The sequence below is a fragment of the Streptomyces sp. AM8-1-1 genome, from assembly GCF_032229325.1.
In the GTDB taxonomy this organism is placed as follows: domain Bacteria; phylum Actinomycetota; class Actinomycetes; order Streptomycetales; family Streptomycetaceae; genus Streptomyces; species Streptomyces achmelvichensis.
In genome coordinates this window covers 3,137,190-3,159,424 of the sequence record NZ_CP135086.1, presented here as the reverse complement: position 1 = coordinate 3,159,424, position 22,235 = coordinate 3,137,190, and the positions used below count along the sequence as shown (strand labels likewise).

The following is a 22,235-nucleotide window of genomic DNA, read 5'->3' as shown; positions in this document are numbered from 1 at the left end:
CGAAGAACCCCGGGCACTTGGCGCACCGGCGGTCAACTTCGGCTCCGCCTATACCACTTGCCGAACTCCGATATGGGCAACTTCTGCTATTCGGCGCATAGTGCTGAAAACTATCGGCCGGTGGGGTTACTGTCAGTTTCGTGTTCGCTGCAGAACGTCGCCAATTGATCCTCGAAATGGTGCGCGCCAACGGAGCCGTGTCGCTCCGTGAGCTCGCCCGCGTCGTCCAGACCTCCGAAGTGACCGTACGTCGGGACGTGCGGGCACTGGAGGCAGAAGGACTCCTCGACCGCCGCCACGGCGGTGCGGTACTGCCGGGCGGATTCACGAGAGAGTCCGGCTTCCCGCAGAAATCCCTGTCCGCCACCGCGGAGAAGACGGCCATCGCCGACCTCGCCGCGGGCCTCGTCGAAGAAGGCGAGGCCATCGTCGTCGGCGCCGGTACGACCACGCAGGAGCTGGCCCGCCGGCTCGCGCGTGTTCCGGGGCTGACCGTCGTCACCAACTCCCTGCTGGTCGCCCAGGCGCTGGCCCATGCCAACCGTGTCGAGGTCGTCATGACCGGCGGGACCCTGCGTGGCTCGAACTACGCGCTGGTCGGCAGTGGCGCGGAGCAGTCGCTCCAGGGGCTGCGGGTCTCCCGTGCCTTCCTGTCCGGAAGCGGGCTCACCGCCGAGCGCGGTCTGTCCACCTCCAACATGCTCTCCGCGAGTGTCGACCGGGCGCTCGTGCAGGCCGCGGCCGAGGTGGTGGTCCTCGCGGACCACACCAAGCTGGGTACCGACACCATGTTCCAGACCGTGCCGACGGACGTGATCACCCGGCTGGTCACGGACGAGCCGCCGGCCCACGACGACCGTGCGGCCACCGAGCTCCAGGCGCTCGCCGACCAGGGGGTGCAGATCGCCGTGGCCGGTGCGGCAGGGGCCGCCGAGACGGCCCCCGGCCGCCCGCCCCGCCGTGATGTGCCGCTCCCGGGACAGCGCCGCACCCGCGGCGGGCCGGGGCATCAGCTGCGCAGCGCGGCCGGAGCGCTCGCGCCCGACCCCGGTGTGGAGCGGGCGGCGAGGGTGGCGGACCTCCGCCGCAGGTAGGTCTTCGTCGCGCAGGTGGTGTTCGGCGCCGGTCGTCGGTGCCTCACGGGCCGTCCGGCCGCAGGCCCTTCAGGGTGAGCAGCAGGAGCCGGTCCGCCAGTTCGGGGTCGTCGGGTGTCTGCTCCGCTGCCAGCGCGATCGCGTTGGTCAGCTGCATCAGATCCGCGATCGAGACGTCCGGGCGCACGGCGCCGCTCTCCTGCGCCCGTACCAACAGCTCGTTGCCCGCCTCGCGCAGCGGCTCACAAGACTGCGAGAGAGCCGAACTCCGGTCGTGGGACGCCGACATGAGCGCCCTGGACAGGCCCCGGTACTCACCCGCATGAGTGATGATGGCGCGCAGCCACTCCACCAGCGCCGTGCACGGCCGGTCCGCGCCGGCCAGTTCGCGGGAGCGCTCCAGCAGTGACGCGAGCGCGTCCTGGAAGACCGCGTTCATCATCGCGTGACGGTTGGGGAAGTGCCGGTACAGCGTGCCGATACCGACCCCCGACCGGCGGGCGATCTCCTCGAGCGAGGCGTCGGTGCCGTGCTCGGCGAAGGCGGCACGGGCCTCGACGAGCAGCCGTTCGTAGTTCCGGCGCGCATCCGCCCGCATCGGCCGTGCCGAGGCCGCTGTCGTACTCGTGGTCATCGTGCCGTCCTCCCTGGGCCGCACCGGTCTCCAGGATGCCACCGAGCCGCCGGCGGCTTCCCGGGTACGGATACGGGACCGCCCCGCCGGTCCGGGGACTCGGCGGGGCGGGATCCGCACCTGTGTACTACGGGACGTCAGTCCTTGATCTCGCAGATGGCCGCGCCGGACGAGACGGACGCTCCGACCTCGGCGGCGAGGCCCTTGATGGTGCCCGCGCGGTGCGCGTTCAGGGGCTGCTCCATCTTCATGGCCTCCAGGACGACGATCAGGTCGCCCTCCTTGACCTCCTGGCCCTCCTCGACCGCGATCTTGACGATCGTGCCCTGCATCGGGGATGCGAGGGTGTCGCCGGAGGCGGCGGACGCGGACTTCTTCGCGGCACGGCGCTTGGGCTTCGCACCCGCGGCCAGGCCGGTGCGGGCCAGCGACATGCCGAGGGAGACCGGCAGCGACACTTCGAGGCGCTTCCCGCCGACCTCGACGACAACCGTCTCGCGGCCCGGCTCGTCCTCGACCTCGGCCTCCGCCGGGGCGGCGAACGCGGGGATCTCGTTGACGAACTCGGTCTCGATCCAGCGGGTGTGGACGCGGAACGGGTCGCTGGTGAACGCCGGGTCGCGGACGACCGCACGGTGGAACGGGATGGCCGTGGCCATGCCCTCCACGGTGAACTCGTCCAGCGCACGCGCGGCACGCTGGAGCGCCTGCTCACGGCTGGCGCCGGAGACGATCAGCTTGGCCAGCAGGGAGTCCCACGCCGGGCCGATCACGCTGCCGGACTCCACGCCCGCGTCCAGGCGGACACCGGGGCCGGAGGGCGGGGCGAAGGTGGTCACCGTGCCGGGGGCGGGGAGGAAGCCGCGACCCGGGTCCTCGCCGTTGATGCGGAACTCGAAGGAGTGGCCGCGCACCTCCGGGTCGCCGTAGCCGAGCTCCTCGCCGTCGGCGACGCGGAACATCTCGCGCACCAGGTCGATGCCGGTGACCTCTTCGGTGACCGGGTGCTCGACCTGGAGACGGGTGTTGACCTCCAGGAAGGAGATCGTGCCGTCCACGCCGACCAGGAACTCCACCGTGCCGGCGCCGACGTAGCCGGCCTCCTTGAGGATGGCCTTCGACGCGGCGTACAGCTCGGCGTTCTGCTCGTCCGTCAGGAAGGGCGCGGGGGCCTCCTCCACCAGCTTCTGGTGGCGGCGCTGGAGCGAGCAGTCACGGGTCGAGACGACCACGACGTTGCCGTGCTGGTCGGCCAGGCACTGGGTCTCGACGTGGCGCGGCTTGTCCAGGTAGCGCTCGACGAAGCACTCGCCGCGACCGAAGGCGGCCACCGCCTCGCGAACCGCGGAGTCGTACAGCTCCGGCACCTCTTCCAGGGTGCGGGCGACCTTCAGACCGCGACCGCCGCCGCCGAAGGCGGCCTTGATCGCGATGGGCAGGCCGTGCTCCTTGGCGAACTCGACGACCTCGTCGGCGCCGGAGACCGGGTCGGGCGTGCCGGCCACCAGCGGAGCGCCGGCGCGCTGAGCGATGTGACGGGCGGCGACCTTGTCACCCAGATCGCGGATCGCCTGCGGCGGCGGGCCGATCCAGGTCAGCCCGGCGTCCAGCACGGCCTGCGCGAACTCGGCGTTCTCGGAGAGGAAGCCGTATCCAGGATGGATGGCGTCCGCACCGGAGTCCTTCGCGGCCTGAAGGACCTTGGCCATGTCCAGATAGCTGGCTGCCGGAGTGTCACCGCCCAGGGCGAACGCTTCGTCTGCCGCGCGGACGTGCAGAGCGTCCCGGTCCGGATCGGCGTAGACGGCTACGCTCGCGATCCCGGCGTCCCGGCAGGCCCGGGCAACACGGACAGCGATTTCGCCTCGGTTGGCGATGAGCACCTTGCGCACGATGGCTCCCTCCTTGAAACAAGCTGAGTTTAGGGACAGCCGACACGGCCTTTCGACCCGTCCCCAATGGTGAGCTTGCCCACACGGAGCGTGATTCGAGGCTCGCCCCAGTCGCGAAATCCCTTGTCGCACCACGGTACGACGGGTTTCCTCCTCGCACAGTAGCCCTCTTGTGTGGCGCAGGTCTCTGTTCGTGGAGCCAGCGGCCGAACGGGTTTCTTTGTGGAGTCCCTACGAATGGGCGAATGATTCTTTGCCGGACGACCGAGCGTGCCGAGACCCTTGTCCTGCCATTTACCCGTTAGTAGCGTTCGCGCTGTCGTACGTACTTCCGGTAACTGAGGGTTGGGGGCGCCGTGATGCGCAGAACGGTGGCCGTGGTGGCCGCGGCTGTACTGCTGATGGAGGCCGTGGGCTTCGTCGTCGTCAACGGCATCCTCGCCACGTTCGTGGACGGTCAGGACATGTCCCTCGCGGGGATGGACCCGGACGCGATGGTCACCGGCACCTGGGCGATGGGCATCGTGTTCGGCCTCTACCTGGCGGCCTGCGCCGTCGTCGCCCTGCTGGCCGGGGTGCGCGACCGGGCGCCGGGGCGCTTCGGCCGCATCCTGCTGATCACCGCGGCGGTGACGCACGGCGTGCTCGGTGCGCTGACCGTGGGTCTGGTGGGCTGGTCCGCCTTCGCGTTCATGATGGTCGTGCTCGCGCTGATCGTGATGGTGCTGGTCTTCTTCGGCAGGGAGCGCACCCCGCGTGACGCGAAGCCGGCGCCGCAGGCCGGGCCGGCGCCGACGAACGGTGCCGCGCCGGCCTGACACCGGCGGGCGGATGTGTCAGGCCCTTGCGCGATCCGTCAGCTCCGGCACGCCCCTGTCAGGGGGTGTCAGGTTCCTCGTCCGACGGCCGCCGTAGCCCCGCGGCCGCCGTCGGCGCGCCCGGGCGGTGCGGGTGCGGGGGTCTGCCGGTGAGGGCGCCGGGTCCGTTCAGACCCACAGGTCCGTGATCGAGTAGCCCAGTTCGGCCAGCAGCCCGCGCAGCAGTGGCAGGGACAGGCCGATGACGTTGCTGTGGTCGCCCTCGATCCCCTCGATGAACGGCGCCGAGCGGCCGTCGAGGGTGAAGGCGCCCGCCACGTGCAGGGGTTCGCCGCTCGCCACGTACGCGGCGACCTCGGCGTCCGTCGGTTCACCGAAGCGGACCGTGGTCGACGCGGTGGCCGACGCGATCCGGCCCGTCGTGGTGTCGGTGACGCAATGACCGGTCTGCAGCACGCCCGAGCGTCCGCGCATCGCCTTCCAGCGGGCCGTGGCCTCTTCCTCGTCGACGGGTTTGCCGAGGGCCTCGCCGCCGAGTTCCAGGACCGAGTCGCAGCCGATGACCAGGGCACCGGCGGCTTCGGGGCGAGCGGCGACGACGGCCGCCTTGGCCTCGGCGAGTACGAGGGCGAGTTCGGCGGGGGTCGGGGCGCTCAGGGCGTCCTCGTCGACACCGCTGACGATCACCTCGGGCGCGAGCCCGGCCTGGCGCAGCAGATTCAGCCGGGCGGGGGAGGCGGAGGCCAGAACAAGGCGGGGGGCTTGGACGGTCATGGCGCCATCGTAGGCGGCGCTCAGTGCAGGCCGACCACAAACATCGCAAGCACCATGGCCAACGCCAGCACCAGGCCGACGCGGCGCATCATCGCCTGGGTCTGGCGCAGTTCCTCGGGGGGTTCGTTCTTCGGGTCGGACCACAGCATGCTTCCGATCCTGCGGCCGGACGGCCCTTCGGCGCCTGAGTACAGGTACTCAACGCTCTGGGTACGGGCGGACCCCTTCACGATGACCCGGCCGGTCCGCGAGACCCTAAATGGGCTTGCTGTTCCATTAAAGCCCTCCGCGGTGCTACCGTTCCCGTATCGCTTAATGGAACTCTCGACCCATTAGGGCTCGGGACCGGGAAGGAGCACCGCCATGCACCGGTATCTGCACCGTGCCGTCACCCCGCTCGCCGCCGTCGCCGCGGGCCTCGGCCTCGTCGCCGGCACGGACGCACGGGCCGCGGCGCCCACACGCGACGACACCGGTCACCCTCACTGGACGGCGGCCTGGGCCGCCTCGCCGCAGGCCCCCAGCACCGGCTTCACACCGAACTGGTCCCAGGAGGGCTTCTCCCGGCAGACCGTCCGCCAGGTCGTCCGGGTCACGGAGGGCGGCGACCGGATCAGAATCCGGCTGTCCAACGCGTACGGCACCTCCCCGCTGCACCTCACGGGTGCCACCGTCGCCCGTGCCGGCGCGGGCGCGGCGGTGCGTCCCGGCTCCGTGCGTGCCCTCACCTTCGGCGGCAGCCGCTCGGTGTCGGTTCCCGCGCACGGCGAACTGCGCAGCGACGCGGCCCGGTTGCCGCTGACGTCGCTGGAGCCGGTGACCGTGACGCTGTACTTCGCCGGCACCACCGGGCCCGCGACCTTCCACGCCCAGGGCTGGACCGACACCTACCGCGCCGCCGGGGACCGCCGCGCGGACACCTCGGGCGCACGCTTCACCGAGGTCACGCAGTCCTGGTACTACCTCTCCGGCGTCGAGGTGGCGGGCAACGCGCGGCCCGCCCACGGCGGCGGCATCGTGCTCTTCGGCGACTCCATCACCGACGGCTTCGGGTCCACGCCGGGCGCCGACCGGCGCTGGTCCGACGCCCTCGCCGAACGCGTCGGCCGGCCCGTCCTCAACGCGGGTATCGGCGGCAATCTCGTCCTCAACGACTCCGCCTGGTACGGCGAGCGGGCCACCGCGCGCTTCCGCCGGGACGCCCTCGACCAGCCCGGCGTCTCCACCGTCGTCCTGCTCCAGGGCCTCAACGACATCGGCTTCAGCGAGGCGGAGGACCAGCCCACGTACAAGCCCGCCCCGGTCGTGCCGGCGGCCGAGCTGATCGCCGGGTATCGCGAGCTGATACGGCAGGCCCACGCCCGCGGGGTGGAGGTCGTGGGCGCGACGCTGCTGCCGCTGAAGGGCTCCGACCACTGGGGGCCGCACTCGGCCCGGGTCAGCGACGAGGTCAACCACTGGATCCGTACGTCGGGGGAGTTCGACGCCGTCGTCGATCTCGACCGGGCGCTGGCCGATCCGGCGGACCCGGACCGGCTCGCCCCTGCCTACGACCACGGGGACGCGCTGCACCCCAACGACGCCGGCTACCTCCGCATGGCGGCGGAGGCAGCCGGGGTGCTGTCACGGTCCCGGTGAGCCGGGAGCCCGGTCAGACCGGCCAGAAGGTGCGGGCCCACGCCCGCGGGCCGGGCAGCGGACGGCGACTGCGGGCGATCCTCGCCGGGTCCGACCACTGCTCGGCCGGCGCCACGGCACCCTCCGGCGCGGAGGCCGTCGCCGCGGCGCGGGCCCGGACCACCGCCAGGGCGGCGGCCAGTTCCTCGGGGGTCGGGTTTCCTCGTACGACCTTGATCATCGTCAGGTCCCTTCCTAGAGGGGGATGTTGCCGTGCTTCTTCGGCGGGAGGTTCTCCCGCTTGGTGCGCAGTTGACGCAGTCCCTTCACGATCTGCGACCGGGTGTCCGACGGCATGACCACGGCGTCGATATAGCCGCGCTCGGCCGCCGTGTACGGGTTGAGCAGCGCGTCCTCGTACTCCTCGATCAGCCGGGCGCGCGTGGCCTCCTGGGCCGACTCGTCGCCGGCGGCCGCGATGGTGCGGCGGTGCAGGATGTTCACCGCGCCCTGCGCGCCCATCACCGCGATCTGCGCGGTCGGCCAGGCGAGGTTCAGGTCGGCGCCCAGGTGCTTGGAGCCCATGACGTCGTACGCGCCGCCGAACGCCTTCCGCGTGATCACCGTGATCAGCGGGACGGTGGCCTCCGCGTACGCGTAGATCAGCTTGGCGCCGCGGCGGATGATGCCGCCGTACTCCTGGTCGACACCGGGCAGGAAGCCGGGGACGTCGACGAAGGTCAGCACCGGCACGTTGAACGCGTCGCAGGTGCGCACGAAGCGCGCGGCCTTCTCGGAGGCGTTGATGTCGAGGCAGCCGGCGAACTGCATCGGCTGGTTCGCCACGATGCCCACCGGGAAGCCCTCGACCCGGCCGAACCCGGTGAGGATGTTCGGCGCGAACATCGCCTGGGTCTCCAGGAACTCGCCCTCGTCCAGCACGTGTTCGATGACGGTGTGCATGTCGTACGGCTGGTTCGCCGAGTCCGGGATCAGGGTGTCGAGCTCGCGGTCCTCGTCGTTCGTCGCGAGGTCGGCCTCCTCGGGGAAGGCCGGCGGCTCGGAGAGGTTGTTGGACGGCAGGTACGACAGCAGGGACTTGACGTACTCGATGGCGTCCTTCTCGTCGCCCGCCATGTGATGGGCGACGCCGGAGGTGCTGTTGTGCGTACGGGCGCCGCCGAGCGCCTCGAAGCCGACGTCCTCACCGGTCACGGTCTTGATGACGTCCGGGCCCGTGATGAACATGTGCGAGGTCTGGTCGACCATCACCGTGAAGTCGGTGATCGCGGGGGAGTACACCGCACCGCCCGCGCACGGTCCGACGACCAGCGAGATCTGCGGGATCACGCCGGAGGCATGGGTGTTGCGGCGGAAGATCTCGCCGTACATGCCGAGCGCGCTGACGCCCTCCTGGATACGGGCGCCGCCGGAGTCGTTGATCCCGATGACCGGGCAGCCGGTCTTCAGGGCGAAGTCCATGACCTTGATGATCTTCTGGCCGTAGACCTCGCCGAGCGCACCGCCGAAGACGGTGAAGTCCTGCGAGAACACGGCGACCGGGCGGCCGTCGACCGTGCCGTAGCCGGTGACGACTCCGTCACCGTACGGACGGGTCTCCTCCAGGCCGAAACTGGTGGAGCGGTGCCGTGCGAACTCGTCGAACTCCACGAACGAATCCTCGTCCAGCAGCAGGTCGACCCGCTCGCGGGCCGTCAACTTGCCCTTGGCGTGCTGCTTTTCCACCGCGCGGGCGGAGCCGGCGTGCGTCGCCTCCTCGATGCGGCGCTGCAGATCCGCGATCTTGCCCGCGGTGGTGTGGCTGCTGGGACTGCTGGAGCTGGCGATCTGTTCCGGCTCGGACATCGGGATGCGGCTCCCTGGCTGATCACGGGGTCGTTGGCTACTGACTCGTAGCGTATCGGCGTGGATACCGTTCGGCAGTGCGTCGTTTACCACACCTAACCTGGCTTGCATGACGTTTGAGAATGCGCCCGGGAGCCGCTGGTCCGACCTGGACCGGCCGCCGCTGAACGCCTCCGCGCTGCGCCGCGCCCTGCTGCAGCCGGGCGGGCTGTGGACCTCGTTCGACATCGTGCCCGCCACCGGGTCGACCAACTCCGATCTCGCGGCGAAAGCGGGCTCCCTGGAGGAAGGGGCCGTACTCGTCGCCGAGGAGCAGACAGCCGGGCGGGGCCGTCTGGACCGCAGCTGGACCGCGCCCGCCCGCTCGGGGCTCTTCCTGTCCGTGCTGCTGCGCCCCGGCCCTCAGGTGCCCGTGGAGCACTACGGATGGCTCCCGCTGCTCACCGGAGTCGCCGTCGCGACGGGGCTCAGCCGGGCCGCGGGGGTGGACATGTCCCTCAAGTGGCCCAACGACCTCCTGGTGACTGTGGGTGGCGAGGAACGCAAGACCGGCGGGATCCTCGCGGAGCGTGCGGGCGACGGCGGCGTGGTGATCGGCATGGGTATCAATGTCACGCTCCGTGAGGACGAGCTGCCCGTGCCGTCGGCGGGCTCCCTCGCGCTGGCGAACGCCGTCTCCACCGACCGCGACCCGCTGCTGCGGGCCGTCCTGCGCTCCCTGGAGCAGTGGTACGGCAAGTGGCGCGAGGCGGGCGGCGACGCGGGACTCTCGGGGGTGCAGGAGGCGTACGCGGCGGGCTGCGCGACGCTGGGCCGCAGGGTCCGTGCCGAGCTGCCCGGAGACCGGTCGGTGACCGGCGAGGCCATCGCCCTGGACGGCGCCGGACGGCTTGTTCTGGCCACGGGCGACGGCACCCGGGAGACGGTCGGTGCGGGCGACATCGTGCACCTGCGGCCGGCCGGCTGAGCCGGTGCGTCGCGCCGCTGAACCAGCCGGGCCACTCGGACGTGAGCCAGGGCACACCTGCCGTATCGTTGAGGCGATCGAGCGACAGATCGGCAGGACAGTGCGCAGGGAACGGGCAGGAGGCGGCTGGTGACCGTCGACGACACCACTTCCGGCGCGGACGATTCCGGCTCCGGTTCCGAGTCCGGGGGGTCCGGACCGGGCGATTTCGAGTCAGGTTCTCCCGAGTCCGCAGCCGGGGCCGACAACGCGGCATCCGGCAGTTCCGGGGCAGTGCATCCCACGCCTCACCACGCCGTCGACCACACGGTCGAGCCGACCGACGACCCCCTCGCCATCCGGCTGGAACAGCTGATCCTCGGCGCCGAACGGCGCTACACCCCTTTCCAGGCGGCGCGTACCGCGGGCGTCTCGATGGAGCTCGCCTCCCGTTTCTGGCGGGCCATGGGGTTCGCGGACATCGGCCAGGCCAAGGCGCTCACCGAGGCGGACGTCCTCGCGTTGCGCCGGCTCGCCGGTCTCGTCGAGGCCGGCCTGCTGAGCGAGCCCATGGCGGTCCAGGTGGCCCGTTCCACCGGCCAGACCACCGCCCGGCTGGCCGAATGGCAGATCGATTCCTTTCTGGAGGGACTCACCGAGCCTCCCGAGCCCGGGATGACACGGACGGAAGTCACGTATCCCCTGGTGGAGCTGCTCCTGCCGGAGCTGGAGGAGTTCCTGATCTACGTCTGGCGACGACAGCTGGCCGCGGCCACCGGACGGGTCGTCCAGGCCGCGGACGACGAGGAGATGGTCGACCGCAGGCTCGCGGTCGGCTTCGCGGACCTCGTCGGCTTCACCCGGCTGACGCGACGGCTGGAGGAAGAGGAACTGGGCGAGCTGGTCGAGGCGTTCGAGACCACGTCCGCCGACCTGGTGGCCGCCCACGGCGGCCGGCTGATCAAGACGCTGGGTGACGAGGTCCTCTACGCGGCCGATGAAGCCGGCACGGCCGCGGAGATCGCCCTGCGGCTCATCGAGACGATGACCCACGACGAGTCGATGCCGGCGCTGCGCGTCGGCATCGCTTTCGGCACGGTCACCACGCGGATGGGCGATGTCTTCGGCACCACGGTCAATCTGGCGAGCCGCCTCACGTCGATAGCGCCGAAGGACGCCGTACTGGTGGACGGGGCGTTCGCGGAGGAGCTGGTGCGCACCGGCGAGGCGCCGGCGTCGGAGGCCGAGGCCGCGGAGGAGGCGACGAAGGCCGAGAAGGAGGGCCGGGAGCCGCCCACGTACCGTTTCGCGCTCCAGCCGATGTGGCAGCGGCCGGTCCGCGGTCTGGGCGTCGTCGAGCCCTGGCTGCTCTCCCGTCGCCCGCAGTGAGCCTCCCGGGCCCCCGGGACCCGGCCCCGCACGGCCGGGAACGCCGCGGGCCTATGATCCGGTGAACCGTCGTTAACCGGGAGGGTCCTCATGTCCGAGTCCGAGCAGCGGTTCGGAGAATTCGTCCTCGTCCGCACGCACCAGCACGTCGCCGAGCTCGTCCTCGACCGCCCCAAGGCGATGAACGCCGTCTCCACCGAGATGGCGCGTTCGCTCGCCGCCGCCTGTGACGCCCTCGCCGCCGACCGGGACGTCCGCGTCACCGTCGTCACCTCCTCGAACGACCGCGCCTTCTGCGTCGGCGCCGACCTCAAGGAGCGCAACTCCTTCTCGGACGCCGAGCTGGTTCGGCAGCGGCCGACCGCCCGTGCCGCCTACACGGGAGTGCTGGAACTGCCGATGCCCACGGTCGCCGCGGTGCACGGATACGCGCTCGGCGGAGGCTTCGAGCTGGCTCTGGCCTGCGATCTGATCGTCGCCGACGCGACCGCGGTCGTGGGCCTGCCCGAGGTGTCCGTGGGCGTCATCCCCGGCGGTGGCGGTACGCAGCTGCTGCCGCGCCGGGTGGGGGCCGCCCGCGCCGCCGAGCTGGTGTTCTCGGCGCGGCGTGTAGAGGCGGCGGAGGCCCGGGAGTTGGGCCTCGTCGACCAGCTCGCGGAGGACGCCCGCACCGAGGCGCTCGCCCTCGCAGACCGGATCGCCGCGAACTCGCCGGTGGGGCTGCGCGCCGCCAAGCGGGCCCTGCGTCTCGGGCAGGGGCTCGATCTGCGCGCCGGGCTGGAGGTCGAGGACGCGGCCTGGCGCTCGGTCGCCTTCTCCGGGGACCGGGCCGAGGGCGTCGCCGCCTTCAACGAGAAGCGGAAGCCGCAGTGGCCCGGCGAGTGACCCGGAGAACCTCGGCCCACTCCAACTGATCAAATCCTCACAAACCTCCCTAAGCTGGGGTGATGGCTGAGGATCGGCGGTTGCGAGCCGTGGTGGCGCTGGCGCAGGCGATGGCTGCCGCGCACACCCCGCGCGAGTCGTGGCGTGCGGCGGCGCTGGGCGCGTGTTCCGCGCTGGCGGGCTCCTTCGCGGCGCTGTCCGTGTGGGAGCGGGAGCTCGGGCGGCTCAAGGTGCTCGTGAACGCGGGTGAACGGGCCGTCGGCGAGGAGGAGTTCCCCGAGTCGGAGACCTATCCCGTCAACCGCTTCCCCGAGATCACGGAGTTCCTGCACGAGCAGTGGGCGGGCGGCGGTGAGCCGGACGCCTGGGTGGAGACCGTGGACGGCCCGGCGACGCCGGAGCACGGCTACTGCCACCAGAGGGTGGCGGCCCTGCGCCGGCGCCGCCGCGGCTGCTGTGTCGTGGCGCCGATAGTGCTGCACGGCCGGGCCTGGGGCGAGCTCTATGTCGCCCGTCCGCTCGGCGCCGCCGTCTTCGACCGCCACGACGCCGACTTCGCGACCGTCCTCGCCTCCGTGATCGCCGCAGGGATCGCCCAGACCGAGCGGCTCGAAGAGGTCCGCCGCCTCGCCTTCACCGACCCGCTGACCGGTCTCGCCAACCGCCGTGCCGTCGACACCCGCCTCGACGAGGCGCTGGAGCGCCACCGCGAGGACGAATCCGTCGTCAGCCTGGTGGTCTGCGACCTGAACGGCCTCAAGCGGGTCAACGACACGCACGGCCACGCGGTCGGCGACCGGCTGCTGGAGAGATTCGGCTCGGTCCTGTCGCTGTGCGGCGCCATGCTGCCGGGGGCGCTCGCGGCCCGGCTCGGCGGCGACGAGTTCTGCCTCGTCACGGTCGGCCCCTCGGCCGACGAGGTGGTCCGCGTGGCCGACGAACTCTGCGTCCGTGCGGCCGAGTTGGAGCTCGGCGAAGGGGTGGCGTGCGGGGTCGCGTCGACGGGTGACCCGATCGGGCACGTCCGCTCGGGCCGTCGGCTGTTCCGGCTGGCGGACGCGGCCCAGTACCGGGCGAAGGCGGCCCGCTCGCCGAAGCCGGTCGTGGCGGGCCGCGACGGCACGGTGCTGCGCCTGGCGGACGCCCCGCCGCGCTCGCACCAGGACCGCCGCCGTTTCCGGGGGGTGCGGCCGGAAGAGGTCGAGGAGCCCTGGAGCGAGCCGTAGGTCGTGGAGTCTGGCCGCGGAGGGGGCGTGCGGTTCGTGGGCGCCGGGGGGTGGCGGGGGAGTAAGGGGCCCACCCGCCCACCACTAGTGACAGGTTGCGATTCAATACGTACGCTGCTGAATATGGATATGCATACCGTCGTGGTGGGGACGTCCGGTACCACCGCCGATGACGTCGTCGCCGTGGCCCGCCTGGGCGCCCGTATCGAGATCTCCGCCGAGGCGCAGGCCGCCCTCGCCGCCGCCCGCGCCGTCGTCGACACCCTGGCCGCCAAGCCCGAGCCCGTCTACGGGGTCTCCACCGGCTTCGGCGCACTCGCCAGCCGGCACATCAGCCACGAACTCCGCGCCCAGCTCCAGCGCAACATCGTGCGCTCGCACGCCGCCGGCATGGGCCCGCGCGTCGAGCGCGAGGTCGTCCGCGCGCTGATGTTCCTGCGCCTGAAGACCGTCTGCTCCGGGCACACCGGCGTACGCCCCGAGGTCGCCCAGACCATGGCGGACGTGCTGAACGCCGGGATCACGCCCGTCGTGCACGAATACGGCTCCCTCGGCTGCTCCGGCGACCTCGCACCGCTGTCCCACTGCGCCCTGACCCTCATGGGCGAGGGCGACGCGGAGGGCCCCGACGGCGTGGTGCGCCCCGCGGGCGAGCTGCTCGCCGAGCACGGCATCGCACCCGTCGAACTCCGCGAGAAGGAGGGCCTCGCCCTCCTGAACGGCACCGACGGCATGCTCGGCATGCTGGTCATGGCGCTCGCCGACCTCCAGCGCCTCTACACCTCGGCGGACATCACCGCCGCGCTCTCGCTGGAGGCGCTCCTCGGCACCGACAAGGTGCTCGCCCCCGAGCTGCACGCCATCCGCCCGCACCCGGGCCAGGGCGTCTCCGCCGCCAATATGAGCGCCGTGCTCAAGGGCTCCGGGCTCGTCGGTCACTTCCAGCACGACGAGGCGCCCCGGGTCCAGGACGCCTACTCCGTGCGCTGCGCGCCGCAGGTCGCGGGCGCCGGGCGGGACACGCTCGCGCACGCCCGCCTGGTCGCCGAACGCGAACTCGCCTCCGCCGTCGACAACCCGGTCGTCCTGCCCGACGGCCGCGTGGAGTCCAACGGCAACTTCCATGGCGCGCCCGTGGCCTACGTCCTCGACTTCCTCGCCATCGTCGCCGCGGACCTCGGCTCCATCGCCGAGCGCCGCACCGACCGGCTGCTCGACAAGAACCGCAGCCACGGGCTGCCGCCCTTCCTCGCCGACGACGCCGGTGTGGACTCGGGTCTGATGATCGCCCAGTACACCCAGGCCGCCCTGGTCAGCGAGATGAAGCGGCTCGCGGTCCCCGCGTCCGCCGACTCGATCCCGTCCTCCGCGATGCAGGAGGACCATGTGTCCATGGGCTGGTCGGCGGCGCGCAAGCTGCGCACCACGGTCGGCAATCTGAACCGGATCATCGCCGTCGAGCTCTACGCGGCCACCCGCGGTATCGAGCTGCGGCACGGTCTGACCCCCGCGCCCGCCTCGCAGGCCGCCATCGAGGCGCTGCGCGCGGCGGGTGTGCAGGGGCCCGGGCCGGATCGTTTCCTCGCCCCCGACCTGGAGGCGGCGGACGTCTTCGTCCGCGAGGGCGGGCTCATCGCCGCCGTGGAACCGGTGACGGGGCCGCTGGCCTGACCACGAGCCCGGCACGAGGCTCACGATGACCCGGGGCGCCGCCCCGGGTCATCCGGCTTTCACAGCGCGGTTGTTGCGCCCGTCGCGCCGGTGGCGCTCCGGCGTATGGAGTAGGTCACGAAGCCCACGCCGAGCCCCAGGAACGTCGTGCCGCCGATGATGTACGGCGTGGTGTCGAAGGTGCCCGTGTCGGCGAGTTTCAGGTCCTGGGACGTCGCCGCCGCACCGGTCTGCTGTCTGTCCACGCCCTCCCGCTCGGCAGTGGCGTTCGCTGACGGAACGAACCACAGCGCACAGAGCAGAGTCCCAGCGGCAGTGGCGGTCAGAAGCGGTCGACGTGCGACGGACACGGACTCGATCCCCCTTGAGGCATCCTCGAATTGGCCGGTGCGCTGATGCTAGTGAAAGCAGCGGGTCGTGGGAAAGCCGGGCAGCCGGGAGCCCTACTCTCCGTCGTATGACCACTTCTGAGACATCACGGTATGTGCGCCTGCGGGTGGAATTGGTGCTGGAGATCGGGGAACCCGCATCACTGACCGGCGCCGCGCTGGAACGGATCGCCTCGGACGAGTACATGCCCGAGGAGGAGCGCGCCCACGCGGAGTCGGCGGTGCGCGAGGACGAGGCCGAGGCCGTCGCGTATCTCGTGGATCCGTTCGACCTGGTCGGCGACGTCCCCGGTGTCGAACTGGCGCAGGCGTCCTGGACCAGCGAGCAGATCGACTACGACCCCGATGCCGAGGAGTGGGACCTCGACGAGGAAGATGGAGAGTACGACGCCGCCGACGAGGAAGCCGACGCCGCGGAATCGGACGACGTGGACGCCGGCGGCGGACGCCCGTAGCCTGCTGGACCGGCAGTTTTCCGGACCGGCCGGTCAGGGCCCCGGTTCCACGGGCCGGGGCCCGGCGGAACGCATGCCGCGGGACTGCAACCGGCACCGCTGCGGCTGCGTCGATGAGTGGTGTTCACCACATCGGTTGGGGATGTGGAACCGGGTAACCCGGAATGGGTGTTTTCCCCAACAGTGCGATCAGGCGATTCGGCAACGATGGAGAAGCGTGTGATGACGGACAGCAAGCGGCGCAAGGCCCTCACGGTCGCGTCCGCGGTGCTCGGCGGCGTTCTGGTGCTGTCGGCCTGTAGCGGCGACGGCGACAAGGGCGGCAGCGCCGAGGGCTCGAAGAAGTCGCAGGCCCAGGTCGACGAGGCGGCCGCGAAGGACGCCTCCAAGGCCCGAATAGCCATCTCCCCGAAGAACGGTGCGACGAACGCCGGCATCAACGACGACGCCAAGGTGACCGTCAGCGACGGCAAGCTGACGCAGGTCACGATGACCACCGCCGACGGCGCCGCCGTGAAGGGCACGCTCGCCCCCGACGGCAAGAGCTGGAAGCCGGACGATCAGCTCGAGCGCTCCACCACGTACAAGATCTCCGCCTCCGCCAAGGACTCCGAGGGCCTGGAGGCCCACGAGAACTCCTCCTTCACCACGGTCTCGCCCGCCAACAGCTTCATCGGCAACTTCACGCCGGAGGACGGTTCCACCGTCGGCGTCGGCATGCCGGTGTCGATCAACTTCAACAAGGCGATCACCGACAAGAAGGCCGTGCAGGCCGGTATCACCGTGGAGTCGAGCAGCGGCCAGGAGGTGGTCGGTCACTGGTTCAACGGCCAGCGTCTGGACTTCCGGCCGGACCAGTACTGGCAGGAGGGCTCGACCGTCACGCTGAAGCTGAACCTCGACGGTGTCGAGGGCGCCGACGGAGTCTTCGGTGTCCAGCAGAAGACGGTCACCTTCAAGATCGGCCGCAACCAGGTCTCCACCGTCGACGCCGCGACGAAGACGATGACGATCACGCAGGACGGCAAGACCGTCAAGACGATCCCGATCTCCGCCGGTTCGACCGAGAACCCCACGTACAACGGTCAGATGGTGATCTCCGAGAAGTTCAAGGAGACCCGGATGAACGGTGCGACCGTCGGCTTCACGGACGACGACGGCAAGGGCGAGTACGACATCAAGAACGTCCCGCACGCCATGCGGCTGTCCACGTCGGGCACCTTCATCCACGGCAACTACTGGGGCGCCGACTCGATCTTCGGCAGCGCCAACACCAGCCACGGCTGCGTCGGCCTGAACGACGTCGAGGGCGCGGGCGACCCCAACCAGCCCGCCGCGTGGCTGTACGACAACTCGATCGTCGGTGACGTCGTGATCGTCAAGAACTCGAAGGACAAGACGATCAAGCCGGACAACGGCCTCAACGGCTGGAACATGAGCTGGGCGGAGTGGCAGGCCGGCTCCGCGGCCTGATCCGACCGGCCACCGGGCCGTACAGCGGAAGGCGGGTCACCCTTCGGGGGTGACCCGCCTTCGGCGTGTGCGGGGGCCGGAGCGACCGCGAGGACAGGCTCCAGGCGCCCGCCGCGGGGCCCCGGAGCGACCGCGAGAGCAGACCCTAGGCGCCCGCCGCGGGCCCCGGCCGCAGCCGCGCGTCGTCGTCCTCGCCGTCGACGCCCCAGCCCGCCAGCAGCCGCAGCGACTCGGCCGACCGCGTGCCCGGCTCCGCGTGGTAGGTGACCAGCGACAGATCGTGATCGTCCGGCAGTCGCAGCGTCTCGTACGACAGCGTCATCTCGCCGACCAGCGGATGGTGGATCCGCTTCACGCCGTGGCCCTTGTCCTGGACCGTGTGCGCGGCCCAGAGCCGCCGGAACTCCTCGCTCTTGACCGAGAGATCACCGATCAGCTCCGGCAGCTGCGGATCGTCCGCCGAGCACCCCGCGTACATCCGCAGCACGCTCACCACCTCGGTCGCCTTGCACTCCCAGTCCATGTAGAGATCCGTGGCGTTGGGGTCGAGGAAGACCATCCGGGCCATGTTGCGGTCCTTCGCGGACAGGGCCGCGAAGTCGCCGAACAACGCTCGGGCCGTGCGGTTCCAGCCCAGGATGTCCAGCCGCCGCCCCACCACGTAGGCGGGCACGCCCTCCATGGCATCCATCAGCTGCTGCACGGACGGGCGCAGGTGCTGCGGCCTGCCCATCCGCCGGTGCTTCTTCTGCTTCGGCTTCGCGAGATGGCTCAGGTGGTCGCGCTCGGCGTCCGACAGCCGCAGCGCCCGCCCGATCGCGTCCAGCACCTCGGTGGACACATTGCGCCCGTTGCCCTGTTCCAGGCGGGTGTAGTACGCCACCGACACCCCCGCGAGCTGCGCCAGCTCCTCGCGGCGCAGCCCCGGTACCCGCCGACGGCGGCCCAGCTGCGGCAGGCCGACGTCCTCGGGCTGCAGCCGGGCGCGGCGTGAGCGGAGGAATTCGCTGAGTTCGGCGCGCTGGTCCATGCTCACCAGTATCGCGCCACCCTTCCCACGCAGCCTGACCCTGCCAGTGGTACGCACGCCGGACGTAGGTACAACAGAGGGCTGGGTAGGTTCCGCGTACTTCGGCACAGTCGAGTGCATGACCACGACTGTTTCCGCATACGCCGCTCCCGCCGCCAAGGCGCCGCTGGAGCGGACCACCATCCCGCGCCGTCCGGTGGGCGAGCACGACGTGCTCATCGAGATCAAGTACGCGGGCATCTGCCACTCCGACATCCACCAGGCCCGTGACGGCTGGGGCGAGGGCATCTTCCCGATGGTCCCGGGACACGAGATCGCGGGGATCGTCACCGAGACCGGTCCCGGCGTCACCAAGTTCGCCGTCGGCGACCGGGTGGGCGTCGGCTGCATGGTCGACTCCTGCCGCGAGTGCGACAACTGCAAGGCCGGACTGGAGCAGTACTGCTCCGGCGGCAACGTCGGCACGTACAACGCCCTCGACAAGAACGGCGAGCCCACCTACGGCGGCTACTCCACCCACATCGTGGTGGACGAGGCCTTCACCCTGCGCATCCCCGACGGCCTGTCGCTCGATGTAGCCGCCCCGCTGCTGTGCGCCGGCATCACCCTCTACTCGCCGCTCGCGCACTGGAAGGCCGGCCCGGGCAAGAAGGTCGCCATCGTCGGCCTCGGCGGTCTCGGCCACATGGGCGTCAAGATCGCGCACGCGCTGGGCGCCGAAGTGACCGTTCTCAGCCAGTCGCTGCGCAAGAAGGACGACGGTCTGCGCCTCGGTGCCGACCACTACTACGCGACCAGTGACGAGGCGACCTTCGAGCAGCTGGCGGGCACGTTCGACCTCGTCGTCTCGACGGTGTCGGCCCCGCTGCCGCTGGACACCTATCTCGGTCTCCTGCGAACGGACGGAGCGCTGGTGAACGTGGGCGCTCCCGAGGAGCCGGTGTCCCTCAACCTCTTCTCCGTCATCGCCGGCCGCAAGACCCTCGCGGGCTCCGGTATCGGCGGTATCCGCGAGACCCAGGAGATGCTCGACTTCTGCGCCGAGCACGGCCTCGGCGCGGAGATCGAGGTGATCGGCGCCGACCGGATCAACGAGGCCTACGAGCGCGTGCTGTCGAGCGACGTGCGCTACCGCTTCGTGATCGACGCGGCCACCATCTGAGCGACCCGCGGCCCCCTTTCCGGGCCCCCTCCGGCACCCCGGCCCGCGGTGGATCAGGCCCCCTCCTGACCACCGCGGCCGGGGTTTCGTCGTACGGCACATCCGGCCAGTCCGACCCAACTGAACAGTTGGTGGGTCCTAGGCTCGGACCATGGCCTGGGACACCGCACGCACCCGCAGAGTCCTGCTCGCGGCGGCCGTCGACGAATTTGCCGAGTACGGCTTCGAAGGGGCGCGGATCGACCGCATCGGCGCCCGGGCGGGCGTCAACAAGGAGCGGATCTACCAGTACTTCGGCAACAAGCAACAGCTCTTCGACCATGTTCTGGACACCGAACGGGAGCGCATCGCGCGCACGGTCCCGGTCACCGGCGAACAGCTCGACGACCTCGGGGAGTACGCCGGCCGGCTGTACGACTACCACTGCGCGCGCCCGCAGTTCATCCGCCTCCTCCAGTGGGAGGGCCTCCAGGACACCGGCGGCCCCGCGTTGCGTGAGGCCGACCGTACGGCGGCTCACGGCGTGGCCGTGCGGGCGCTCGGTGACGCGCAGAAGAAGGGCATGCTCGACGCGCGGCTGGCCCCCGAGGCCCTGTTCTACGCCGTACTCGCCCTGGGCGCCTGGTGGTTCAGCGCCCCGCAGGCCGTCCGCATGATCTACGCGGAGGCACCGGGGGAGGAGACGGAACGCGCCACTCTGGTGGGGCTGGTGCGCCGGCTCGCGGGCCAGGAGCGCTGAGGACCGCACGTCACCCGGGCCGGTGGCAGACCGCCTCCACATTGTTGCCGTCCGGGTCCCGTACGAACGCCCCGTAGTACGACGGGTGGTACTCGGGCCACACCCGCGGCTCATGGAGCACCTCGGCGCCCCCGCCGACCGCCGCGTCGAAGAAGGCGTGCACCGCCGCACGGTCGGCCGCCTCGAAGGCGATGTGCGCCTCCCGCGCCGCACCCTCCGTCGTCACCGGGCCGATCCAGAACCGCGGCTGCGTCGTGCCCCAGCCGATCACCTGGCCGAAGTCGAGCAGGCGGGTGCTGCCCAGCGGCGCGAGCACCCGGTCGTAGAAGGCGGCGGAGACAGCCGGGTCCGCCACCTGGAGCGAGATGTGGTCGAGCATGGTCCGAGCGTGGCACACGGCACGGGCGGCGCCCCCGACGACGAGCCGTGGCCGGCCGGCGGGATCCCGGCCCGCCCGCCTCAGCAGTCGGATCCGGCCGAACGGGGCACCCGGTAGGGCGAGTCCAGCCGGTACTCCCCGGCCCGCGGCACGGTCAGCCGCGTCCACTCGCCCTCCTGCCGCAGACAGGCACCGCTCGCCCGCAGCCACGGTGAGTACGCCACCCTTACCGTCACCGAACCGGCGGCCGGCATCCGTACCGTCAGTGACGCGTCGTCCCCGCCCACCACCGTCGCCGGGGACGACACCAGCGGTACCGCGCCGCGCACCCGGTAGACCCTCCAGCCCTCGTCCTGCCACACCTGCTCCAGCCACGACGGCGCGCCGCGGACGATCGCGGCCTCGTCCTCCGCCGGCCCGTCCGGCCGCCCGTGCGGCAGCACCACATAGCCGACCGCCCAGCGGTCCAGCCACTTCCGGTACGTCGCCGGATTCAGCGAGCCGTCATAGAAGAGCCGCCCGCGCTCGACGTCGAGCTGACGGTTCCAGCCGCGTGCCAGGTTGATGTGCGGGGCGAGCGCGGTCGCCTCGCGGTGGTTGCGGGCGGGGACGACCTCGACCCGCGTACGGTCCGCGCCCAGCCGCTCCAGCTCACGGACGACACCGTCCGTGTGCGCCGCCCAGGACGGGACGTCGGTGGAGACGACCAGATCGTCCTCGGTCTTGTCGATCAGCCAGTACGTGCTGAAGAAGAGCGCGACCGCGAGCACGGCCCGTGCGGGGCGCACCAGGCCGCGGGCGAACTCCCCGGCCCACGCCGCAGGCCCCGGCCCGGTGCGCGAGCCCTCGCCGAAACGCGTGAGCAGCGCCGCGAGCAGCACCGGAGCCGCCGCGAGGCCGAGCAGCCGCTCGACGTTCGTGCCGATCGGCGAGGCGATGAGATACGTCAGCACGACACCGAGGCCGTACACCCCGGCGCCGAAGCGCACCACCCGCCACGCGCGGGGCGCGGCGAGAGCCACCGCGGCCGAGACGGCCAGCGGCATCCACAGTTTCTCCGTCGCCATGGGCTGCTCGCCCCGGAAGGGGAACAGCCATGTCACCACGCCCACCACCACGAACGGCGGCAGTATCAGCGCGAGCCCCTTGCGCCACTGCCGGTCCAGCAGCCAGGCCGCACCGGCCACCACGAGGAACAGCCCGGCGACGGGACTCGCCGTCGTGGCGAGCGCCGCGCACACCATCGCGATGCCCGTCCTGCGGACGTACAGCAGAGCGGGCAGACCGAGCGCGACGCCCAGCGCGAACGTGGTCCGCCCCGAGGCGATGTTGCACCACAGCGCCAGCGCCCCGACCACGGCGGGCGCGAGCGGCCACCGCACCCCGGCCCTCACGAACAGGCAGGCCAGCACCCACGTCCCGACGAGACCGGCCAGCACCGACACCGTCCGCACCCCGAGCACCGCCATCAACGGGGGTGCCAGCAGGCTGTAGTTGGCGGTGTGCGTGCCGCCGTACCAGGAGAAGTTGTACGCGGTGGCCGGGTGACGCTCCATGAACCCGGCCCACGCGAGCTGCGCGGCCAGATCCCCGCCACCGGTCGCGAGCCACACCGCCCACAGCGCGTACAGCGGCACGGCCACGGCGGTCGCGACGAGCGGGACGCGCCACCACGGCGGCGCGTCCCGCTCAACTGCCCGTGCCGGCAACGTCCGAGTCCGCTCACTGATCCCCACGGGCAAACCCTAATGGCGGGTCCTCGCCGGGCAGCGGGCCCCGACAAGGTCCTGCCGACA

The 22,235-nt window shown here is 71.4% G+C and carries 22 protein-coding genes; 12 read left to right on the top strand and 10 right to left on the bottom strand.

Features of this window, described 5'->3' with window-relative positions:
• The first annotated feature begins 140 nt into the window (after positions 1-140).
• Entirely contained in the window at positions 141-1,094 is a 954-nt protein-coding gene (locus RPQ07_RS14150) for a DeoR/GlpR family DNA-binding transcription regulator (RefSeq protein ID WP_313944500.1), read from the top strand.
• Between the two features lie 43 nt (positions 1,095-1,137).
• On the opposite strand, the gene RPQ07_RS14145 is transcribed toward RPQ07_RS14150, so the two are convergent.
• The gene (locus RPQ07_RS14145) at positions 1,138-1,728 is read right to left on the bottom strand and encodes a helix-turn-helix domain-containing protein (RefSeq protein WP_313944499.1); all 591 of its coding nucleotides are present in this window, start codon (positions 1,726-1,728) and stop codon (positions 1,138-1,140) included.
• Between the two features lie 137 nt (positions 1,729-1,865).
• Positions 1,866-3,620 carry a biotin carboxylase N-terminal domain-containing protein gene (locus RPQ07_RS14140; RefSeq protein ID WP_313944498.1) on the bottom strand — a complete coding sequence of 585 codons (1,755 nt, stop codon included), beginning with the start codon at positions 3,618-3,620 and terminating at the stop codon, positions 1,866-1,868.
• Between the two features lie 359 nt (positions 3,621-3,979).
• Here RPQ07_RS14140 and RPQ07_RS14135 point away from each other — a divergent pair, with 359 nt between their 5' ends.
• Positions 3,980-4,438, top strand: a complete 459-nt coding sequence (locus tag RPQ07_RS14135) for a hypothetical protein (RefSeq protein WP_313944497.1) — start codon at positions 3,980-3,982, stop codon at positions 4,436-4,438.
• Between the two features lie 168 nt (positions 4,439-4,606).
• Here the strand turns inward: RPQ07_RS14135 and RPQ07_RS14130 are convergent, their stop codons facing one another.
• Together RPQ07_RS14130 and mmpB are read right to left on the bottom strand one after the other, a co-directional pair.
• Entirely contained in the window at positions 4,607-5,212 is a 606-nt protein-coding gene (locus RPQ07_RS14130; RefSeq protein ID WP_313944496.1) for a nucleoside triphosphate pyrophosphatase, read from the bottom strand.
• Between the two features lie 20 nt (positions 5,213-5,232).
• Positions 5,233-5,361: a morphogenic membrane protein MmpB gene (gene mmpB / locus RPQ07_RS14125; RefSeq protein WP_313944495.1), complete on the bottom strand. Its 129-nt coding sequence runs from the start codon at positions 5,359-5,361 to the stop codon at positions 5,233-5,235.
• 214 nt (positions 5,362-5,575) lie between these two features.
• On the opposite strand from mmpB, the gene RPQ07_RS14120 reads away from it, so the two are divergent.
• Positions 5,576-6,850 carry an SGNH/GDSL hydrolase family protein gene (locus RPQ07_RS14120; protein ID WP_313944494.1) on the top strand — a complete coding sequence of 425 codons (1,275 nt, stop codon included), beginning with the start codon at positions 5,576-5,578 and terminating at the stop codon, positions 6,848-6,850.
• Between the two features lie 13 nt (positions 6,851-6,863).
• Here RPQ07_RS14120 and RPQ07_RS14115 read toward each other — a convergent pair whose 3' ends face one another.
• Positions 6,864-7,070 carry an acyl-CoA carboxylase epsilon subunit gene (locus tag RPQ07_RS14115; RefSeq protein WP_313944493.1) on the bottom strand — a complete coding sequence of 69 codons (207 nt, stop codon included), beginning with the start codon at positions 7,068-7,070 and terminating at the stop codon, positions 6,864-6,866.
• A 14-nt stretch (positions 7,071-7,084) separates the two neighbouring features.
• Entirely contained in the window at positions 7,085-8,695 is a 1,611-nt protein-coding gene (locus RPQ07_RS14110) for an acyl-CoA carboxylase subunit beta (protein WP_313944492.1), read from the bottom strand.
• Positions 8,696-8,804: 109 nt separating this feature from the next.
• Here RPQ07_RS14110 and RPQ07_RS14105 point away from each other — a divergent pair, with 109 nt between their 5' ends.
• From RPQ07_RS14105 to hutH, 5 genes are all read left to right on the top strand, one after another.
• Positions 8,805-9,662 carry a biotin--[acetyl-CoA-carboxylase] ligase gene (locus tag RPQ07_RS14105; RefSeq protein ID WP_313944491.1) on the top strand — a complete coding sequence of 286 codons (858 nt, stop codon included), beginning with the start codon at positions 8,805-8,807 and terminating at the stop codon, positions 9,660-9,662.
• A 273-nt stretch (positions 9,663-9,935) separates the two neighbouring features.
• Positions 9,936-11,030 (top strand): adenylate/guanylate cyclase domain-containing protein, encoded by a 1,095-nt coding sequence (locus RPQ07_RS14100; protein ID WP_313944490.1) that lies wholly within the window; start codon positions 9,936-9,938, stop codon positions 11,028-11,030.
• 90 nt (positions 11,031-11,120) lie between these two features.
• Positions 11,121-11,915 (top strand): enoyl-CoA hydratase/isomerase family protein, encoded by a 795-nt coding sequence (locus RPQ07_RS14095; protein ID WP_313944489.1) that lies wholly within the window; start codon positions 11,121-11,123, stop codon positions 11,913-11,915.
• A gap of 62 nt (positions 11,916-11,977) precedes the next feature.
• Positions 11,978-13,141: a diguanylate cyclase domain-containing protein gene (locus RPQ07_RS14090; RefSeq protein WP_313944488.1), complete on the top strand. Its 1,164-nt coding sequence runs from the start codon at positions 11,978-11,980 to the stop codon at positions 13,139-13,141.
• Between the two features lie 129 nt (positions 13,142-13,270).
• Positions 13,271-14,812 (top strand): histidine ammonia-lyase, encoded by a 1,542-nt coding sequence (hutH, locus tag RPQ07_RS14085; RefSeq protein ID WP_313948889.1) that lies wholly within the window; start codon positions 13,271-13,273, stop codon positions 14,810-14,812.
• 59 nt (positions 14,813-14,871) lie between these two features.
• On the opposite strand, the gene RPQ07_RS14080 is transcribed toward hutH, so the two are convergent.
• Entirely contained in the window at positions 14,872-15,162 is a 291-nt protein-coding gene (locus RPQ07_RS14080) for a hypothetical protein (RefSeq protein WP_313944487.1), read from the bottom strand.
• 107 nt (positions 15,163-15,269) lie between these two features.
• On the opposite strand from RPQ07_RS14080, the gene RPQ07_RS14075 reads away from it, so the two are divergent.
• A complete protein-coding gene (locus RPQ07_RS14075) occupies positions 15,270-15,656 on the top strand; it encodes a hypothetical protein (protein ID WP_313944486.1) in 387 nt (128 codons plus the stop codon).
• 207 nt (positions 15,657-15,863) lie between these two features.
• Positions 15,864-17,129, top strand: a complete 1,266-nt coding sequence (locus RPQ07_RS14070) for a L,D-transpeptidase (RefSeq protein WP_313944485.1) — start codon at positions 15,864-15,866, stop codon at positions 17,127-17,129.
• 145 nt (positions 17,130-17,274) lie between these two features.
• Here RPQ07_RS14070 and RPQ07_RS14065 read toward each other — a convergent pair whose 3' ends face one another.
• Positions 17,275-18,159 (bottom strand): helix-turn-helix transcriptional regulator, encoded by an 885-nt coding sequence (locus RPQ07_RS14065; protein ID WP_313944484.1) that lies wholly within the window; start codon positions 18,157-18,159, stop codon positions 17,275-17,277.
• Between the two features lie 118 nt (positions 18,160-18,277).
• On the opposite strand from RPQ07_RS14065, the gene RPQ07_RS14060 reads away from it, so the two are divergent.
• Together RPQ07_RS14060 and RPQ07_RS14055 are read left to right on the top strand one after the other, a co-directional pair.
• The gene (locus RPQ07_RS14060; protein WP_313944483.1) at positions 18,278-19,321 is read left to right on the top strand and encodes an NAD(P)-dependent alcohol dehydrogenase; all 1,044 of its coding nucleotides are present in this window, start codon (positions 18,278-18,280) and stop codon (positions 19,319-19,321) included.
• A gap of 151 nt (positions 19,322-19,472) precedes the next feature.
• Positions 19,473-20,060 carry a TetR family transcriptional regulator gene (locus RPQ07_RS14055; RefSeq protein WP_313944482.1) on the top strand — a complete coding sequence of 196 codons (588 nt, stop codon included), beginning with the start codon at positions 19,473-19,475 and terminating at the stop codon, positions 20,058-20,060.
• A gap of 10 nt (positions 20,061-20,070) precedes the next feature.
• Here RPQ07_RS14055 and RPQ07_RS14050 read toward each other — a convergent pair whose 3' ends face one another.
• Together RPQ07_RS14050 and RPQ07_RS14045 are read right to left on the bottom strand one after the other, a co-directional pair.
• Positions 20,071-20,439: a VOC family protein gene (locus tag RPQ07_RS14050; protein WP_313944481.1), complete on the bottom strand. Its 369-nt coding sequence runs from the start codon at positions 20,437-20,439 to the stop codon at positions 20,071-20,073.
• Between the two features lie 80 nt (positions 20,440-20,519).
• Complete coding sequence (locus RPQ07_RS14045; RefSeq protein WP_313948888.1) at positions 20,520-22,148, bottom strand: hypothetical protein; 1,629 nt, start codon at positions 22,146-22,148, stop codon at positions 20,520-20,522.
• Positions 22,149-22,235: the final 87 nt, after the last annotated feature.

Coding starts and splice junctions, on each gene's coding strand:
- RPQ07_RS14105 (WP_313944491.1), top strand. CDS start 8,805: ATGACGTTTGAGAATGCGCCCGGGAGCCGCTGGTCCGACCTGGACCGG.
- RPQ07_RS14135 (WP_313944497.1), top strand. CDS start 3,980: ATGCGCAGAACGGTGGCCGTGGTGGCCGCGGCTGTACTGCTGATGGAG.
- RPQ07_RS14120 (WP_313944494.1), top strand. CDS start 5,576: ATGCACCGGTATCTGCACCGTGCCGTCACCCCGCTCGCCGCCGTCGCC.
- hutH (WP_313948889.1), top strand. CDS start 13,271: ATGCATACCGTCGTGGTGGGGACGTCCGGTACCACCGCCGATGACGTC.
- RPQ07_RS14145 (WP_313944499.1), bottom strand. CDS start 1,728: ATGACCACGAGTACGACAGCGGCCTCGGCACGGCCGATGCGGGCGGAT.
- RPQ07_RS14090 (WP_313944488.1), top strand. CDS start 11,978: ATGGCTGAGGATCGGCGGTTGCGAGCCGTGGTGGCGCTGGCGCAGGCG.
- RPQ07_RS14110 (WP_313944492.1), bottom strand. CDS start 8,695: ATGTCCGAGCCGGAACAGATCGCCAGCTCCAGCAGTCCCAGCAGCCAC.
- RPQ07_RS14115 (WP_313944493.1), bottom strand. CDS start 7,070: ATGATCAAGGTCGTACGAGGAAACCCGACCCCCGAGGAACTGGCCGCC.
- RPQ07_RS14070 (WP_313944485.1), top strand. CDS start 15,864: ATGGAGAAGCGTGTGATGACGGACAGCAAGCGGCGCAAGGCCCTCACG.
- RPQ07_RS14130 (WP_313944496.1), bottom strand. CDS start 5,212: ATGACCGTCCAAGCCCCCCGCCTTGTTCTGGCCTCCGCCTCCCCCGCC.
- RPQ07_RS14050 (WP_313944481.1), bottom strand. CDS start 20,439: ATGCTCGACCACATCTCGCTCCAGGTGGCGGACCCGGCTGTCTCCGCC.
- RPQ07_RS14095 (WP_313944489.1), top strand. CDS start 11,121: ATGTCCGAGTCCGAGCAGCGGTTCGGAGAATTCGTCCTCGTCCGCACG.
- RPQ07_RS14055 (WP_313944482.1), top strand. CDS start 19,473: ATGGCCTGGGACACCGCACGCACCCGCAGAGTCCTGCTCGCGGCGGCC.
- RPQ07_RS14065 (WP_313944484.1), bottom strand. CDS start 18,159: ATGGACCAGCGCGCCGAACTCAGCGAATTCCTCCGCTCACGCCGCGCC.
- mmpB (WP_313944495.1), bottom strand. CDS start 5,361: ATGCTGTGGTCCGACCCGAAGAACGAACCCCCCGAGGAACTGCGCCAG.
- RPQ07_RS14060 (WP_313944483.1), top strand. CDS start 18,278: ATGACCACGACTGTTTCCGCATACGCCGCTCCCGCCGCCAAGGCGCCG.
- RPQ07_RS14075 (WP_313944486.1), top strand. CDS start 15,270: ATGACCACTTCTGAGACATCACGGTATGTGCGCCTGCGGGTGGAATTG.